The organism is Streptomyces sp. NPDC101165, assembly GCF_044768135.1.
Taxonomy (GTDB): Bacteria; Actinomycetota; Actinomycetes; order Streptomycetales; family Streptomycetaceae; genus Streptomyces.
In genome coordinates this window covers 114658-130503 of record NZ_JBIWPG010000006.1, presented here as the reverse complement: position 1 = coordinate 130503, position 15846 = coordinate 114658, and the positions used below count along the sequence as shown (strand labels likewise).

The following is a 15846-nucleotide window of genomic DNA, read 5'->3' as shown; positions in this document are numbered from 1 at the left end:
TAGCAGAAAGTTCAACGCTCAACTAAAGTGGGCGCACAAGGAGGTACCGAAATGCCTGCAGTGACCGTCGAGAACCCGCTGACGCTGCCCCGTGTGAGCGCGCCGGCCGACGCCGTGGCACGCCCCGTGCTGGCCGTCACGACCGCGCCGAGCGGTTTCGAGGGCGAGGGTTTCCCGGTCCGCCGGGCGTTCGCCGGGATCAACTACCGCCACCTCGACCCGTTCATCATGATGGACCAGATGGGCGAGGTGGAGTACGCGCCGGGCGAGCCCAAGGGGACCCCGTGGCACCCTCACCGCGGCTTCGAAACCGTCACCTACATCATCGACGGGATCTTCGACCACCAGGACTCCAACGGCGGTGGCGGCACGATCACCAACGGTGACACGCAGTGGATGACCGCGGGCTCGGGCCTTCTGCACATCGAGGCCCCGCCGGAGGCGCTGGTCATGTCCGGCGGTCTCTTCCACGGCCTGCAGCTGTGGGTGAACCTCCCGGCCGAGGACAAGATGATGGCCCCGCGCTACCAGGACATCCGCGGTGGCAGCGTCCAGCTGCTGACGTCCCCCGACGGCGGCGCGCTGCTGCGTGTCATCGCGGGCGAGCTGGACGGCCACCAGGGCCCCGGCATCACCCACACCCCGATCACGATGATCCACGCGACCCTCGCCCCGGGCGCCGAGATCACCCTGCCCTGGCGCGAGGACTTCAACGGCCTGGCCTACGTCCTGGCGGGCCGTGGCTCGGTCGGCACCGAGCGCCGCCCGATCCAGCTGGGCCAGACCGCGGTGTTCGGCACCGGCTCCTCGCTGACCGTCCGCGCGGACGAGAAGCAGGACTCGCACACCCCGGACCTCGAGGTCGTCCTGCTCGGCGGCCGGCCGATCCGTGAGCCCATGGCCCACTACGGCCCGTTCGTCATGAACACCAAGGACGAGCTGATGCAGGCCTTCGAGGACTTCCAGAAGGGCCGCCTGGGCACGATCCCGGCCGTCCACGGCATGTCGGAGACCGGCCCGCAGGACTGACGTACCAGGACCAGGGGCTGCACCCCGGGGGTCCAGGAGGCTCCGGCCCCCTGGGCCCCCGGCCCGTGTCTCCCGCCCGGCCTCACCCGCCCGGAGTCCCGCGGCAGGACAGCCGTGGCCCCCCATGATCCGCTGGAAGCGTGTCGTTGCTGCCCGAGCCCGTCCGCCGGCTCGCCGCCTGGTGTGTCGTGCTGCTGCTCGTCGCCGGCGTCGGGTGGGTCGGGGTGCTGCTGTGCGGGGAGTTCAGGACCGCGGTCATTCCGGTGCTGCTCGCCCTGCTCGGGTCCGCCCTGCTCGGGCCCCTGCACCGCAGACTCGTGGCCGCGGGCGTGCAGCGGTCGCTCGCGGCCGGGGTGACCTGTGTGGCCGTCGTGGCCGTCGTCGGTGGCGCCGTCTACATCGTCGTCGCCGCGCTCATCGACACCGGCGACCAGATCATCGCCTCCCTCCGGGAGGCCGCCAGGTCCGTGGCGCAGCACTTCGGAGCCGCGGGGACCGGGCTCGACGACCTCGCCGCCAACTCGCGCAAGCTGCTCAGCAAGTTCGGCGGGACGGCGGCCTCCAACGTCATCAGCGGGGTCAGCGTCGTCGGCGAGAGCATCGCCATCGCCGTTCTCGCGCTGTTGCTCGTCTTCTTCTTCCTGCGCGATTCCCACCGCGTCGTCGACAACCTGCGGGCCGTCGCGCCCGGGGACACCGCCGACACTCTGGAGGCCATGGCGCGGCGCTCCTACGAGGCCGTCGAGGGGTTCATGCGCGGCACCACCGTCATCGCCCTCATCGACGCGACCCTCATCGGCATCGGCCTGCTGATCCTGCGCGTGCCCGGCGCCGTCGGACTCGCCGCGCTCGTCTTCGTCACCGCCTACATCCCCTACCTCGGCGCCTTCCTCTCCGGCGCGATCTCCGTGCTGGTCGCGCTCGCCGACCGCGGCTTCGTCATCGCGCTGTGGGCGCTCGGGGTCGTGGTCGCGGTGCAGGTGCTCGAGGGGCATGTGCTCCAGCCGGTGATCCAGAGCCGGACCGTGCAGATGCATCCCGCGGTGGTGATGCTGGCGATCACCGCCGGCGCGTCCGTGGCGGGCATCCTCGGCATGCTCCTCGCGGTGCCTCTGACCGCCGCCGCCTTCGCCGTCTTCCACGAACTGCGCACGCGTTACGGCGCGCCCGCGCCGTCGGACTCGTAGAGCTCGAACCAGATGCTCTTGCCCTCCCCTTGAGGGTCCACCCCCCATGCGTGGGCGAGCAGTTCGATCAGGAGCAGGCCGCGGCCGGAGGAGGCCAGCTCGCCCGGGTGGCGCCGGTGCGGGAGATCGTCGCCGGCGTCCGTGACCTCCACCCGCAGTCGGCGCCCGCCCGGCTCCCCGGTGACCTCGGCGAGCAGCAGCGAGTCGGCGTCGGTGTGGACGAGGACGTTGGTGACCATCTCGGAGACCAGCAGCACCGCGGAGTCCACCTGCTCGCCCGAGGCCCAGTCGTGCAGCAGCTCGCGCAGGTGCCGGCGGGCCTCGGCGATCCGCTCCGGCTCGTCCTGCGCCACCGACAGCAGCGTGCGCCGCACCGCGGACCGTACGGCCGTGTCGTCCCCGGGCCGGCACAGCAGCAGTACGGCGATGTCGTCCTCGCGGCGGTCGGCCAGCGGGCCGGTGGTGTGGTGCGAGGACGGCCCGTGCACGCCCTGCACCAGCGCGTCGGCCAGCGACTCCATGTCGCCGCGGTGGTCCTCCAGGATCGCGCGGATGCGCCGCCAGCCGCTCTCCATGTCGTGCCCGCCGGTCTCGATCAGCCCGTCGGTGCAGATCATCATGGTCTCGCCGGCCTGCAGCGTGAACCGGGTCGTCGGGTAGTCGGCGTCCGGGTCGATGCCCAGCGGCAGCCCGCCCGTGGTCGGCCGCATCATCACCGTGCCGTCGGCCATCCGGATCGCCGGGTCCGGGTGCCCGGCGCGGGCGATCTCCAGCTTCCCGGTCGCCGGGTCGACCTCCACGTACAGGCAGGTCGCGAAGCGCACGTCGGTCATGTGCTCGTCGTGGGTGATGCCGTGCAGGAAGCGGGAGGCGCGGGAGAGCACGGCGTCCGGGCGGTGCCCCTCGGAGGCGTAGGCGCGCAGCGCGATCCGCAGCTGGCCCATCAGGCCGGCCGCCCGCACGTCATGGCCCTGGACGTCCCCGATGGCCACCGCGAAACGGCCTCCCCCGGACCTGGTGCCCCCAGGCAGCGGGATCATGTCGTACCAGTCGCCGCCGACCTGCAGTCCGCCGCCGGTAGGGACGTAGCGGGCGGCCATGCCCATCCCGGGGATCTCCGGGCCCAGCGAGGGCAGCATGGAGCGCTGCAGGCCCTCCGCGAGCTCCCGCTGGGAGTCGGCGGCACCGGCCCGGGACAGGGCCTGCGCGAGCATCCGGGCGACCGTGGTCAGGACGGCCCGCTCGTCGGGCGTGAAGGCCACCGGGTAGGCGAAGGCCGCCATCCAGGCGCCCATCGTGCGCCCGGCCGCCGTCAGCGGCAGGAACGCCCACGAGTGCCGGCCGAACTTCTCGGCGAGCGGCCAGGTGACCGGGTAGCGGTTCTTGTAGTGCCCGGGGGAGGAGAGATAGACGGCCCGGCCGGTGCGTACGACCTCGGCGGCCGGGTAGTCCGTGGCCAGCGACATGTGGGAGAACGGGCCGTCGTCGCCGGGCTGGTGCCCGTGGTGGCCGATGATCGTCAGCCGGTCGCCCTCCACGCCGAACACCGCGAGCCCGTCCGGGGAGAACCCGGGCATCGACAGTCCGGCCGCGACCCGCAGCACCTCCGCGGTCGACCGCGCCTCGGCCAGAGCCCGGCCCGCGTCCAGCAGGAAGGCCTCCCGGGAGCGCCGCCAGTCCCCCGTGACCGCCCTGCGGCCCGCCGGCGAGCCCGGGGTCGGCTCGGTGACCTCCTGCAGGGTGCCGATCAGCTCGTACGCGTGCCGCTCGGGGTCGTAGGACGGCTTCGAGCGGCTGCGTACGACCCGTACGATCCGCCCCTGCTCGTCCATGATCCGGATGCGCACCTCGGCCAGCGTGCCCTCGGCGACCGCCAGTTGCACCACCCCGGTGATCTCGTTCCAGTCGACCGGATGAAGGCGGGCCCGGGTCTGGGCCTCCGTGAGCGAGGCCGGCTCCGCGGGCAGACCGAGCAGCCGCGCCGCCTCCGCGTCCACGGTGACCAGCCCGGTGGCCGTGTCCCAGTGCCACAGTCCGGTCGCGAGAGATGCGAGTACGTCGTTCACGGGCGGCAGGGACTCGCCTGTGCGCATTGCCCCACTTTATGAAGATCGTCTGGATAGGCGCCACTGTAGGAAGATCCGAGGGGTGGGCTTCGCTGTTGGAGGTGTCACCGAGGGCCCGGAGCGGATGCCGGGCCGGCGGGGGAAATGGTGGGGAGCCGATCTTGGCCTGGCCGGTACCCTTGATGGGTCCGGGCCCCGTGTCCGGCTACCGCCGGGGCGGCAGCCCCGGCACTCATCACCCCACCACGAAGGACGATGAACGACGATGCATCGGTACAGGTCCCACACCTGCGGCCAGCTCCGCGCCTCTGACGTCGGCACCGACGTCCGGCTGAGTGGCTGGCTGCACAATCGGCGCGACCTGGGCGGCATCCTCTTCATCGATCTGCGTGACCACTACGGCATCACGCAGCTGGTGGCCCGTCCCGGCACGCCCGCCTACGAGGCCCTGGACAAGATCTCCAAGGAGTCCTCGGTCCGCGTCGACGGCCGGGTTGTTTCACGTGGAACCGAGAACGTGAACCCCGACCTGCCCACCGGTGAGATCGAGGTCGAGGTCGGCGAGGTCGAGCTGCTCGGCGCGGCCGCCCCGCTGCCCTTCACGATCAACGCCGAGGACGGGGTCAACGAGGAGCGGCGCCTGGAGTACCGCTTCCTGGACCTGCGCCGCGAGCGCATGCACCGCAACATCATGCTGCGTACGGCCGTGATCTCCGCCATGCGGCACAAGATGGCGGCGATGGGCTTCAACGAGATGGCGACGCCGATCCTGTCCGCCACCTCCCCCGAGGGCGCCCGCGACTACGTGGTGCCCTCCCGCGTGCACCCGGGCAAGTTCTACGCGCTGCCGCAGGCCCCGCAGCAGTTCAAGCAGCTGCTGATGATCTCCGGCTTCGACCGCTACTTCCAGATCGCGCCCTGCTTCCGCGACGAGGACGCCCGCGCCGACCGCTCGCCGGGCGAGTTCTACCAGCTCGACATCGAGATGTCCTTCGTCGAGCAGGAGGACATCTTCCAGCCGGTCGAGAAGCTGATGACGGAACTCTTCGAGGAGTTCGGAGGCGGCCGTCACGTCACCTCCCCCTTCCCGCGCATCCCGTTCCGCGAGGCGATGCTGAAGTACGGCTCCGACAAGCCGGACCTGCGCGCCAAGCTGGAGCTGGTGGACATCACCGATGTCTTCGAGGGCTCGGAGTTCAAGGCGTTCGCGGGCAAGCACGTGCGTGCGCTGCCGGTGCCGGACGTCTCCGCCCAGCCCCGCAAGTTCTTCGACCAGCTCGGTGAGTACGCGGTCGAGCAGGGCGCCAAGGGTCTGGCCTGGGTACGCGTGGCCGAGGACGGCTCGCTGTCCGGCCCGATCGCGAAGTTCCTGACCGAGGGCAACGTCGCGGAGCTGACCAAGCGTCTGTCGCTGGCCCCCGGCCACGCGGTCTTCTTCGGCGCGGGCGAGTTCGACGAGGTCTCCAAGATCATGGGCGCGGTCCGCGTCGAGGCGGCCCGTCGCGCCGGCCACTTCGAGGAGGGCGTCTTCCGCTTCTGCTGGATCGTCGACTTCCCGATGTACGAGAAGGACGAGGAGACCGGCGGGATCGACTTCTCCCACAACCCCTTCTCGATGCCGCAGGGCGGTCTGGAGGCCCTGGAGACCCAGGACCCGCTGGACATCCTCGGCTGGCAGTACGACATCGTCTGCAACGGCGTCGAGCTGTCCTCCGGCGCGATCCGGAACCACGAGCCCGAGATCATGCTCAAGGCCTTCGAGATCGCGGGCTACGACCGGGACACCGTCGAGGAGAAGTTCGCGGGCATGCTCCGCGCCTTCCGCTTCGGCGCCCCGCCGCACGGTGGCATCGCCCCGGGCGTGGACCGCATCGTCATGCTCCTCGCCGACGAGCCCAACATCCGCGAGACGATCGCCTTCCCGCTCAACGGCAACGCCCAGGACCTGATGATGGGCGCCCCGACCGAGCTGGACGAGACCCGCCTGCGGGAGCTGCACCTGAACATCCGGAAGCCGCAGCCGAAGTAAGGCACAAGCAGGGCGGTAAGGGCTCGAGACCGGCATCGGTTTCGAGCCCTTTCCCATGCGCACCTCGATTCACAGCTCTTTCCGATGTTCCCGCGCGGCCCCCGGCTTCTACGGTCCTGGCCATGACGGAGACTCAGGAAGTACAGGACAAAGGACAGTTGACGCGCCGTACGGTGCTGGCGGCCGGCGGCGTGGCCGTGACGGCGGTGGGGGTCGGCGGCGCCTTCGCCGTCAACGCCTCCGCGCAGGAGGAGGCCGCGGAGGACACGTGCTACACGCTGACCTCCGAGCTGGTCGAGGGCCCGTACTACATCGACGCCGACAAGATCCGGCAGGACGTCACCGAGGACGAGGAGGGCATCCCCCTCGCGCTCACGCTCAAAGTGATCGACGCGGAGACCTGCAAGCCGCTGCGGGACGCGGCGGTCGACATCTGGCACTGCAACGCCCTGGGCGTCTACTCCGGGTACGAGGCCATGGGCAGCGGAGGCGGGGGCGGCGGCCCGGCGCCCTCGGGCACCCCGACGGAGACTCCCACGGGCACCCCGACCGGCGCACCGCCCTCCGGCGGACCCGGCGGCGGGGGCGGCGGACACCAGGAGCCCACCGACGACGAGCGCTACCTGCGCGGCACCTGGCGCACGGACCGGCACGGCCACGTCACCTTCCGGACGGTCTTCCCCGGCTGGTACCAGGGCCGTTGTGTGCACATCCACGTCAAGGTGCACGTCGACGGGACCTGGACCGACGCCGGCTACGAGGGCGGACACACCTGCCACACCGGCCAGCTGTTCTTCGCCGAGAAGGCGGTGCTGCTGACGGGGGACGTGGAGCCGTACTCCACCAACACCACGACCCGCACCACGCTCGACGAGGACACGATCTACCCGGGCAACGGCCACGCGGGCGGGCTGCTGTATCTGACGTACGACAAGAAGCACATGGCGCGGGGCGTGCGCGGCCGTCTCACCCTGGGTGTGGCCCCGGACGAGACGAACAGCGGCAGCTGACGCCGTCGTGCACGTCAGCCGTCACCGTCCTCCTCACCGTCCGGGTCGTGCTCCATGCCGTTCTCCGTGTCGGGTGAGGCACCGTCCTCCAGCAGCCGCTCGGCGATGTCGTCGGACCAGTGCTGGGCCCAGGCGCGCAGGGCGGTGACCTGCTGTTCGGCCAATCCGTAACGGACGAAGTCCGCATCCGCGTACCAGTCGGTGCCGGTGAGGCGGGACTGGAGGGTAGGCAGGTCGAAGGGGTCGAGGGCGTGCCGGCGGCCCAGTTCCTCCAGGCCGGGGAGGGAGAAGCGGGTCGCCGCCGCCTGCGCGTCGATCAGGTCGACCGCCGCGCCCCGGTCGTACAGGGCGCGGATCTTCGTGCCGACGGCATCCTCCAGGGAGAGGGCCGGGCCGTACTCGGTCAGCTCCGGAGGCTGCCAGAAGACCTCCTTGTGCAGCGCGAGCACGCACGGCTCACCGGTCGGCGGGTCCGTGACGGTCAGCTGCGCGGTGAGCGCGGTGACGGCCCCGGCCCGCACCTGCCGCCCCCGCGCCTCCAGCGCCGCGCCGACGGCAGCGGCGATCCGGTCCATGGCCTCGGCGCTCTCGGTCGCGAAGTCCAGGTTGGCGTGCGGCCGCTCCAGCAGCCCGTGCGCCTGCAGGGCGTAACCGCCGGCGAGCACGAGAACGTAAGGGCTGCCGACGGAGACGACGTCCGCGAGGAGCCGGCGGTGGGGTTCGGGAATGTTCACGGGAGAATTTTTCTGGCTTCCTGTCACACACGCGCGACGACGCGGTTCAGAGGGGTGTCCGTCACTCAGTGATCGCTCGTTGGGAGCCTCTCATGCGTACCGCCCACATCGTCGTCACCCTGCTCGCCGCACTGATGGCCGGGTTCTCCGGGACCGTGCTGCTCCTGCGGGCGCAGTGGATCGTGCAGGCGCTCACCGACTACCGGGTGCCGCAGGGGTGGTGGACCCTGCTGGGGGTGGCCAAGACCGCCGGCGCCGTGGGGCTGGTGGTGGGGTTGTTCGTGCCGTTCGTCGGGGTGCTGGCGGGGACCGGGCTGGTGGCGTACTTCCTCGGCGCTGCCGTGACCGTGGCCCGGGCCCGGTGGTACTCGCACGTTCCGTTTCCGCTCGTCTACGCCGCGCCCGTGGTCGGAGCGCTCGTCCTCGGGTACCTGGCCTAGCCGGAAGGAAATGGGTACGGCGCGGCAACTTTCCCGGGAGCGGCGGCCACTGAGGGGTCGTAAGGCATCTTCAGCAGACCCTAAGGACTCCTCCGTGGCAGCTCCCTCCCACCGCCGGTCCCTCCGCAAGCGGCGCACCCTTGCCGTGTCCGCCGCCGTCGTGGCCGCGGGTGTCGGCGCCGGTGTGTTCGTGATGAACGCGAACGCCACCGCCGCCGACCTCTACCACCAGACGCTGCCCGCCAAGGACGGCTGGGCCGCCTCCGGCACGGGGACCACCGGCGGCGCGAAGGCCGACTCCGCGCACACCTTCACCGTCTCCACCCGGGCGCAGCTCGTGAAGGCGCTGGGGTCGGCCTCCGACACCACGCCCCGGATCATCAAGATCAAGGGCACCATCGACGCCAACACCGACGACAGCGGCAAGAAGCTGTCCTGCGCCGACTACGCGGTGGGGACCGGCTATTCGCTCTCCGCCTACCTGAAGGCGTACGACCTCGCCACCTACGGCCGATCCAAGCTGCCCTCCGGTACGCAGGAGAAGGCCCGCGCCGCCGCCCAGGCCAAGCAGGCGAAGAACATCGTCTTCAGGGTGCCCGCCAACACCAGCATCGTGGGCGTGCCCGGGACGAACGCCGGGATCACCGGCGGCAGCCTCCAGGTGAAGGACGTCGACAACGTCATCGTCCGCAACCTCGCCTTCTCCGCCACCGAGGACTGCTTCCCGCAGTGGGACCCGACCGACGGGGACGACGGCAACTGGAACTCCGCCTACGACGCCGTGACCCTGCGTGGGGCCGGCCATGTGTGGGCGGACCACAACACGTTCACCGACGCGCCCCGCCTCGACAGCGCCAACCCCAAGTACTACGGCCGCGAGTACCAGATCCACGACGGCGCCCTCGACATCACCAAGGGCTCCGACCTGGTCACCGTCGAGCGCAACCGGTTCGTCGACCACGACAAGACGATGCTGATCGGCAGCAGCGACACGGACAGCACCGGCAAGCTGCGCGTCTCCATCCACCACAACGTGTGGAAGGGCATCGTGCAGCGGGCGCCGCTCGCCCGTATCGGCCAGATCCACGTGTACAACAACGTGTACGACACGACGACCCTCGACGGGTACGCCCCGCTGTACAGCATCAACTCCCGTGCCAAGGCGCAGGTCGTCGCCGAGGACAACTACTGGAAGGTGCCGAGCGGCGGCAAGGTCTCCAAGCTGCTGAGCGGCGACGGCACCGGTTCCGTCGCGGGCAGCGGCAACCTCGTCAACGGCACCGCCACCGACCTCGTCGCCGCGTACAACGCCGCCTCGTCCAAGAAGATCAGGACGACGGTGAACTGGACGCCGACGCTGACGGCGGGCCTGGAGACGTCCGCGAAGAACCTGCCGACCGAGCTGGCGACGACGACTGGCGCCGGGGTGCTGTCCGTCGGCTGAGCGATCAGGGCCGGGGGAAGCGCCGACAGAAGCAACTGATCCCTTCCCCTGGCCCCCGGCCGTCGCTTCAGCAGTGCATACGGGCCTGCGCTCGTTCCGGCTGTCCACTGGGCACAACCGCATGTCCGTTCCGGTGGTTCAGAAACCCAGACAGGTGATCTGAACGACGTAGACACGTTCGCCGGCGGGAGCGGTGCGGGCGGCTTTCTCCGCACCGAAGGCGTACTCCCGCTTCCAGCTCAACCGCGTACTGCCATCATGGCGTCGTCCAGGACGGCGCTCAGCTGCCGCAGAGCTTCCTGAGCCGTGGCAGGGTCCTCGTGTTCCAGCGTGTTTTGCGCCTGAGCGAAGCGGGAGGACAGGTCGGGGCGGCGGGCGATCTCGATATCCCGGGCCCAGATGAGGACCCAGCTCTGCACAGGGCTCAAAGACTGCCACTCGACGGCTTTGGCGAAGGCGTCGTCCTTCGTGGCCTGCATCTCGTCCAGGCGCCCTGGGGCAACGACGGCGAGGGCCGCACGGAGGGCGTCAGGGGTCTGCTCGGGGCGGGGGATCAGCTCGCGTCCGTGGTCGGCCACGTTCATGCTAGGCGGCCTCCATCAGGTCGGATCGGCAGTCGCGGCAGTGGCCGGGCAGGGGAGAGCGGAAGGCGCAGCCGTCGCAGGTTTGGAACGGGTGCCGTGGGTCCGGGGGCCGCGCGGCCGGCGTCCGGAACGGCGGTGGGGGCGGGAGCTGGGCGGCGCGGCGGTGGGCCAGGAGGGCGGCCGGACGGCGCAGCGGGTCCTGGGGGAGGTCCCTGGTCAGGGCGTGGCGTACGGCGGTGGGAGTGAGGTCGCGTTCCAGCCAGGCGGCGACGCCGGGGGCGAGGTGTTCGGCGTCGGCGACGGAGAGGAGGAGGCGGGGGTCTGTACGGCGGAGGCCGGCGAGGAGGTCGGTGGCCGTGCGGTTGAGGGTGGGGCTGGGGTGCGCGGGCTGGGGTACGGCGGGGAGGAGCTTGCGGGGCGGGGGCTTGTCGATGGCGGTGCCGGTGGGGAGCGACTGGATGTGGCAGGCCAGTCCGATCGCCAGCAGGGACAACTCCCGGTGCTGAGCGTAGGGCAGGCAACCGGGCCCAAATCCAGCTGAGTTGGGCATATTCACTCGCTGGAGTGAGTTTGCGCGGCGGGCGGGAGGGGTGGGGCTTGGCAGGGTTTCTTTCTCCCCGGGTTTCTCAGGGAAGAGGGCCGGTCGCACCGGAGCGTGGTTCTTCATGCTCCGGTGCGGAGACATCGAGTTCGGCCCAGACGGTGCCCCTGCGTCGAGGTGGCTACAGCCCCCGGCACTGTCCGTGTCCCTGCCGAGAGGGGCTATGGGTCCGCGGCCCCTCAGGAGCGGCGGCGCCACCAGCGGCGCCGCTCCCCGGGGGCGACGGCGGTGCCGAGGGCCGCTCGGATGCGGTCGAACGTGGCTACGGGGTGATGGCCGAACCCGTGGTCGTCCGTGGGTAGGGCCACTCCCGCGCAGACCAGCTTGAAGCTGTCGCCCTCCAGGCGGAGACCGAAGAAGACCGGGGCTCCCACGCAGCCCTGCGGGAGTTCGGTGCTCCAGCGGATCGTTCCGTCGGCGGCGCGGGCGAGGGCGCCGACCACCACCGCCTGGTCCCGTTCCCCCTCCGCACCCACGTCGTGGGCGAGGACGTACGCCGTGACCGGCTCGGCCGTGATACTGGCGATGTCCTCGGCGCGCGCCGCGATGCCGTCGGTTATCTCGTCGGTCCGCCAGCGCCAGCCCTTCCTGTCCGCGTACGTGTGCAGGCCCCCGGTGGGCATCACGGCCACGCCGAGACCGTCGAGGTGCGTCCAGCCTTCGGCGAAGGAGGTCATCAGCAGCTTCTCCGCGCTGGGTGCCGGGTCGCACAGCTCCGGCCGTATGGTCACCTCGGCCAGTTCCATGCGGGTTTGCTCGGCGGCGGTCACCAGGTACTGGCGGACCGTTTCGTCATCCCCGTCGCTCGCCACCAGCTCGTTGAACCAGAAGGCCGTCGCGTACGGCCCCGGGCGGTTGGCCCGTTGGAAGGGCAGCGTCGCACGGCTTGCGTGGCCGAGAACCGCATCGATGGTGGCCTGTTCGAGGCTCGGGAGTTGCGACACGGGGGTGGAGCCTAGCGGCCCGAAACCGTATGGCGGTTCCGGGCCTCATTGCCACGGGCCGGGCGAGGAGCGTCGCTGACGTAGGAGATGGGGGTGGTGACGTAGTACGACGACGGGTGCGGGGCCGTTACGGCGTCACCCCTCCTGGCCGCCGAAGCGCTCCTTGTAGGTCTCCAGGTCCTCGTCCGTCAGCTTGGCGAACAGGACCGGCGGGACCGTGAAGGGGGTGCCGGCCGGGACGGAGGTGAGGGACTTCGCCGCCTCCGGGGTGGCCCAGGCCGCGGTGTCGTCCGCCAGGGAGAAGGCCTCCCGCATGGTCTTCGCCGTCGCCGGGATGAAGGGCTCGGAGATCACCGAGTAGAGGTGGATGAGGTTCATCGCCGTGCGCAGGGTGAGGGCCGCGCCGTCCTTGTCGGTCTTGATCTCCAGCCAGGGGGCCTTCTCCTCCAGGTAGGAGTTGCCGGCCGACCACAGGGCGCGCAGCGCGGCGGCCGCCTTGCGGAACTGGAGGGCCTCCATGTGCTCCTCGTACTCCGCGAGCAGGCGCGCGATCTCCTCGCCGAGCCGCGTCTCCGCCTCGCCCGGCTCGCCGCCCGCGGGGACCTCGTCGCCGAAGCGCTTGCGGGAGAAGGACAGGACGCGGTTGACGAAGTTGCCGAGGGTGTCGGCCAGGTCCTTGTTCACCGTGGCGGTGAAGTGCTCCCAGGTGAAGGACGAGTCGTCGGACTCGGGCGCGTTGGCGATCAGGAAGTAGCGCCAGTAGTCGGCGGGGAGGATCTCCAGGGCCTGGTCGGTGAAGACGCCTCGCTTCTGCGAGGTGGAGAACTTGCCGCCGTAGTACGTCAGCCAGTTGAAGGCCTTGACGAAGTCGACCTTCTTCCAGGGCTCGCGCACGCCCAGCTCGGTGGCCGGGAACATCACCGTGTGGAACGGGACGTTGTCCTTGGCCATGAACTGCGTGTAGCGGACGTCGGTGTCGACGTCGTACCACCAGGACTTCCAGTCGCGGTTCTCCGGGTCCTGGTCGGCCCACTCCTTGGTCGCGCCCAGGTACTCGATCGGGGCGTCGAACCAGACGTAGAAGACCTTGCCCGCGGCCGCCAGCTCCGGCCAGGTGTCCGCCGGGACCGGGACGCCCCAGTCCAGGTCACGGGTGATCGCGCGGTCGTGCAGGCCCTCGGTCAGCCACTTGTGGGCGATGGAGGAGGCCAGCTGCGGCCAGTCCTTGTCGTGCCGGGCGACCCACTCGCGGACCTCGTTCTCCAGCTTGGACTGGAGGAGGAAGAGGTGCTTGGTCTCGCGGACCTCCAGGTCCGTGGAGCCCGAGATCGCCGAGCGGGGGTTGATCAGGTCCGTCGGGTCGAGGACGCGGGTGCAGTTCTCGCACTGGTCGCCGCGGGCCTTGTCGTAGCCGCAGTGGGGGCAGGTGCCCTCGACGTAGCGGTCCGGGAGGAAGCGGCCGTCGGTGGGCGAGTACACCTGGCGGATCGCGCGCTCTTCGACGAAGCCGTTCTCGTTCAGCTTGCGGGCGAAGTGCTGCGTGATGTCGCGGTTCTCGGCGCTGGAGCTGCGGCCGAAGTAGTCGAAGGCCAGCGCGAAGCCGTCGTAGACCGCCTTCTGCGCGTCGTGCGCCTGGGCGCAGAACTCGTCGACCGGGAGGCCCTGCTCCTTGGCGGCCAGCTCGGCGGGGGTGCCGTGCTCGTCGGTCGCGCAGATGTACAGGACGTCGTGTCCGCGCTGGCGGAGGTACCGGGAGTACACGTCCGCCGGGAGCATGGACCCCACCATGTTGCCCAGGTGCTTGATCCCGTTGATGTACGGAAGGGCGCTGGTGATGAGGTGTCGAGCCATCGGGGGCTGCTCCCAGGTCGCGGTCGCTGTGTGTACGAACCTTGAAATCGTAGCCGACATGTGTATGCCGCCCGCTTCCCGTTTTACGGGGTGAGAAGCGGGCGGCACGGGGGTGCGGAGCGTTATGTGGCGTTACGGCCGGTTGTGGTTGCTTACGGGCGCCAGTTCGCCAGTACGCCCTCGTACAGCTCCGTGTCCGTCAGCTCGCGCGGGGTCGGGCCGGCGTGGAAGAAGGACGTGTTGTCGGTCTTCAGTTTGCGGAGGTAGTCGAAGGCCTTGTTGTCGTGCTCCCCGAAGGCGACGAAGGAGAAGAACACGGAGGGGTGCTTCTTCGCGGCCTCGGTGAGGGACTGGGTGGCCGGGGTCTTCGCGTCGGGGGCGCCGTCCGTCTGGAAGATCACCAGGGCGGGGGTGGTGTCCCCGGTCTTCTCGTGGTGGGTGAGTACGGCTTCCACGGCGGCGTGGTAGCTGGTACGGCCCATGCGGCCGAGGGCGGCGTGGACGTCGTCGATCTTGGTCTCGTGGTCCGGGGTGAGGGTGAGGTCGGTGGTGCCGTCGACCTCCGTCGAGAAGAGGACGACGTGGACCGTGGCCTCGGGGTCGAGGTGGGCGGCGAGGGCGAGGGTCTGGTCGGCGAGGGCCTGGGCGGAGCCGTCCTTGTAGTACGGGCGCATGCTCGCTGAGCGGTCGAGCACGAGGTAGAGCTTCGCTCGGGTGCCGGTGAGGTCGGTCTTCTTGAGGGTGGTGGTGGCTGCCTTGTAGGCGGTGGTGAGGGAGGGGGTGCTGGACTTGACCCGGGTGAGGGGGGTTGCGGGGCTGAGCGTGGCCGGCTCCGCCTCGGAGGTTGCCTCCGGCTCCGGCTCCGGCTCCGCCTCGGAGGTTGCCTCCGGCTCCGGCTCCGGCTCCGGCTCCGGCTCCGGCTCCGGCTCCGGCTCGGCTTCGCCTTCGGCGGTCTCGTTCCCACCCGCACCACCCGTGCGGGTCTCGTTGTCGGGTGCGGGTGGCCCCTGCGGGGCGTCCTCGCCGTCGGCGGCCTGCGGCTCGTCGTTCGCGGCCTTCGCCTCGGCTTCGCCTTCGGCTGCCAGCGGCTCCGGCTCGGCGGCGGGCTCCGGCTCAGCCTCAGCCTCAGCCTCGGGCTCCGGGGTGGCCTCGGCGGCCGGCTCCGGCACCGCGACGGGCTCGGGCTCAGCCGCCGGGGCGGCCTCTGAGACGGGCTCGGGCTCCGGTGCCGCCTCGGTGGCGGGCTCCGGCTCGATCGCCGGCTCGATCACCGGCTCGGGCTCCGGGGTGGCCTCCGCGGCCGGCTCCGGCACCACGACGGGCTCGGGCTCGGCCACCGTCTCCACCACAGGCTCGACCTCGGCGACGGGCTCCGCCGCCGGCTCGGCCTCGGCCACCGGCTCGGTCGCCGTCTCCGCAACCGGCTCGGGCTCCGGAGCGGCCTCGGCCACCGGCTCGGGCTCGGCCACCGTCTCAGCCACCGGCTCGACCTCGGCTACCGTCTCAGCCGCCGCCTCGGGCTCGGCCTCCGCCACCGGCTCGGGCTCCGCAATCGGCTCGACCTCGGTGACGGGCTCCGCCACCGGCTCGGGCTCGGCCTCGGCCGCCGGCTCGGCCTCTGCCGGCTTGGGGGCCGAGATGTTGTCGAAGGCTGCCGAGACCAGATCGTGCTCGTCCGGCGAGGCCGAGCGGGGCTCGGGGATCTCGGGGGTCGGGGTGGGGGTCGGCTCGGTAGCCGGGGAGGGAATTGGTGCCGGCTCCTGGTGCTGCTCCTGCGAAGGAACCTGTTCCGCACCCTCTGCGTCGGCGGCACGCGCTTTGCGTGACCGGCCGAACGCGTTCCGCAGGAGAGTGAGAATGCCCATGTGCGCAACCCTTCGCGTGAGTTGATGCCCGTCAATCCCTGGCCAGGACGGACACGTAAGGT

At 70.8% G+C, this 15846-nt stretch carries 13 protein-coding genes; 6 read left to right on the top strand and 7 right to left on the bottom strand.

Going from position 1 to position 15846, the window contains the following annotated elements; all coding sequences use genetic code 11:
- Positions 1 to 51 precede the first annotated feature (51 nt).
- Both ACIRVH_RS14335 and ACIRVH_RS14330 read left to right on the top strand, forming a co-directional pair.
- The gene (locus ACIRVH_RS14335; RefSeq protein WP_403952308.1) at positions 52 to 1029 is read left to right on the top strand and encodes a pirin family protein; all 978 of its coding nucleotides are present in this window, start codon (positions 52 to 54) and stop codon (positions 1027 to 1029) included.
- 140 nt (positions 1030 to 1169) lie between these two features.
- Positions 1170 to 2216, top strand: a complete 1047-nt coding sequence (locus tag ACIRVH_RS14330) for an AI-2E family transporter (protein WP_403952305.1) — start codon at positions 1170 to 1172, stop codon at positions 2214 to 2216.
- Here the strand turns inward: ACIRVH_RS14330 and ACIRVH_RS14325 are convergent.
- On the bottom strand, positions 2186 to 4309 hold the full coding sequence (locus tag ACIRVH_RS14325; RefSeq protein ID WP_403952302.1) for a SpoIIE family protein phosphatase: 2124 nt from the start codon (positions 4307 to 4309) through the stop codon (positions 2186 to 2188). The genes ACIRVH_RS14330 and ACIRVH_RS14325 overlap by 31 nt on opposite strands.
- A 238-nt stretch (positions 4310 to 4547) precedes the next feature.
- On the opposite strand from ACIRVH_RS14325, the gene aspS reads away from it, so the two are divergent.
- Positions 4548 to 6311 carry an aspartate--tRNA ligase gene (aspS, locus tag ACIRVH_RS14320; RefSeq protein ID WP_403952300.1) on the top strand — a complete coding sequence of 588 codons (1764 nt, stop codon included), beginning with the start codon at positions 4548 to 4550 and terminating at the stop codon, positions 6309 to 6311.
- A 122-nt stretch (positions 6312 to 6433) separates the two neighbouring features.
- Positions 6434 to 7321, top strand: a complete 888-nt coding sequence (locus ACIRVH_RS14315; protein ID WP_403952297.1) for an intradiol ring-cleavage dioxygenase — start codon at positions 6434 to 6436, stop codon at positions 7319 to 7321.
- Positions 7322 to 7335: 14 nt separating this feature from the next.
- On the opposite strand, the gene ACIRVH_RS14310 is transcribed toward ACIRVH_RS14315, so the two are convergent.
- The gene (locus ACIRVH_RS14310) at positions 7336 to 8055 is read right to left on the bottom strand and encodes a hypothetical protein (protein ID WP_403952295.1); all 720 of its coding nucleotides are present in this window, start codon (positions 8053 to 8055) and stop codon (positions 7336 to 7338) included.
- Positions 8056 to 8147: 92 nt separating this feature from the next.
- On the opposite strand from ACIRVH_RS14310, the gene ACIRVH_RS14305 reads away from it, so the two are divergent.
- Both ACIRVH_RS14305 and ACIRVH_RS14300 read left to right on the top strand, forming a co-directional pair.
- Positions 8148 to 8495, top strand: coding sequence for a DoxX family protein (locus tag ACIRVH_RS14305; RefSeq protein ID WP_403952292.1), 348 nt, complete (start codon positions 8148 to 8150; stop codon positions 8493 to 8495).
- 94 nt (positions 8496 to 8589) lie between these two features.
- Positions 8590 to 9939, top strand: a complete 1350-nt coding sequence (locus ACIRVH_RS14300) for a polysaccharide lyase family 1 protein (RefSeq protein WP_403952290.1) — start codon at positions 8590 to 8592, stop codon at positions 9937 to 9939.
- Positions 9940 to 10178: 239 nt separating this feature from the next.
- On the opposite strand, the gene ACIRVH_RS14295 is transcribed toward ACIRVH_RS14300, so the two are convergent.
- From ACIRVH_RS14295 to ACIRVH_RS14275, 5 genes are all read right to left on the bottom strand, one after another.
- Positions 10179 to 10523, bottom strand: a complete 345-nt coding sequence (locus tag ACIRVH_RS14295) for a hypothetical protein (RefSeq protein ID WP_403952287.1) — start codon at positions 10521 to 10523, stop codon at positions 10179 to 10181.
- Position 10524: 1 nt separating this feature from the next.
- On the bottom strand, positions 10525 to 11016 hold the full coding sequence (locus ACIRVH_RS14290; RefSeq protein ID WP_403952285.1) for a hypothetical protein: 492 nt from the start codon (positions 11014 to 11016) through the stop codon (positions 10525 to 10527).
- A gap of 287 nt (positions 11017 to 11303) precedes the next feature.
- A complete protein-coding gene (locus ACIRVH_RS14285) occupies positions 11304 to 12068 on the bottom strand; it encodes a hypothetical protein (RefSeq protein WP_403952283.1) in 765 nt (254 codons plus the stop codon).
- Positions 12069 to 12203: 135 nt separating this feature from the next.
- Positions 12204 to 13919, bottom strand: coding sequence for a methionine--tRNA ligase (gene metG / locus ACIRVH_RS14280; protein WP_403952280.1), 1716 nt, complete (start codon positions 13917 to 13919; stop codon positions 12204 to 12206).
- Positions 13920 to 14071: 152 nt separating this feature from the next.
- Positions 14072 to 15784: a VWA domain-containing protein gene (locus ACIRVH_RS14275; RefSeq protein WP_403952277.1), complete on the bottom strand. Its 1713-nt coding sequence runs from the start codon at positions 15782 to 15784 to the stop codon at positions 14072 to 14074.
- Between the last annotated feature and the right edge of the window lie 62 nt (positions 15785 to 15846).

Coding starts and splice junctions, on each gene's coding strand:
- ACIRVH_RS14335 (WP_403952308.1), top strand. CDS start 52: ATGCCTGCAGTGACCGTCGAGAACCCGCTGACGCTGCCCCGTGTGAGC.
- ACIRVH_RS14325 (WP_403952302.1), bottom strand. CDS start 4,309: ATGCGCACAGGCGAGTCCCTGCCGCCCGTGAACGACGTACTCGCATCT.
- aspS (WP_403952300.1), top strand. CDS start 4,548: ATGCATCGGTACAGGTCCCACACCTGCGGCCAGCTCCGCGCCTCTGAC.
- ACIRVH_RS14315 (WP_403952297.1), top strand. CDS start 6,434: ATGACGGAGACTCAGGAAGTACAGGACAAAGGACAGTTGACGCGCCGT.
- ACIRVH_RS14305 (WP_403952292.1), top strand. CDS start 8,148: ATGCGTACCGCCCACATCGTCGTCACCCTGCTCGCCGCACTGATGGCC.
- ACIRVH_RS14295 (WP_403952287.1), bottom strand. CDS start 10,523: ATGAACGTGGCCGACCACGGACGCGAGCTGATCCCCCGCCCCGAGCAG.
- metG (WP_403952280.1), bottom strand. CDS start 13,919: ATGGCTCGACACCTCATCACCAGCGCCCTTCCGTACATCAACGGGATC.
- ACIRVH_RS14275 (WP_403952277.1), bottom strand. CDS start 15,784: ATGGGCATTCTCACTCTCCTGCGGAACGCGTTCGGCCGGTCACGCAAA.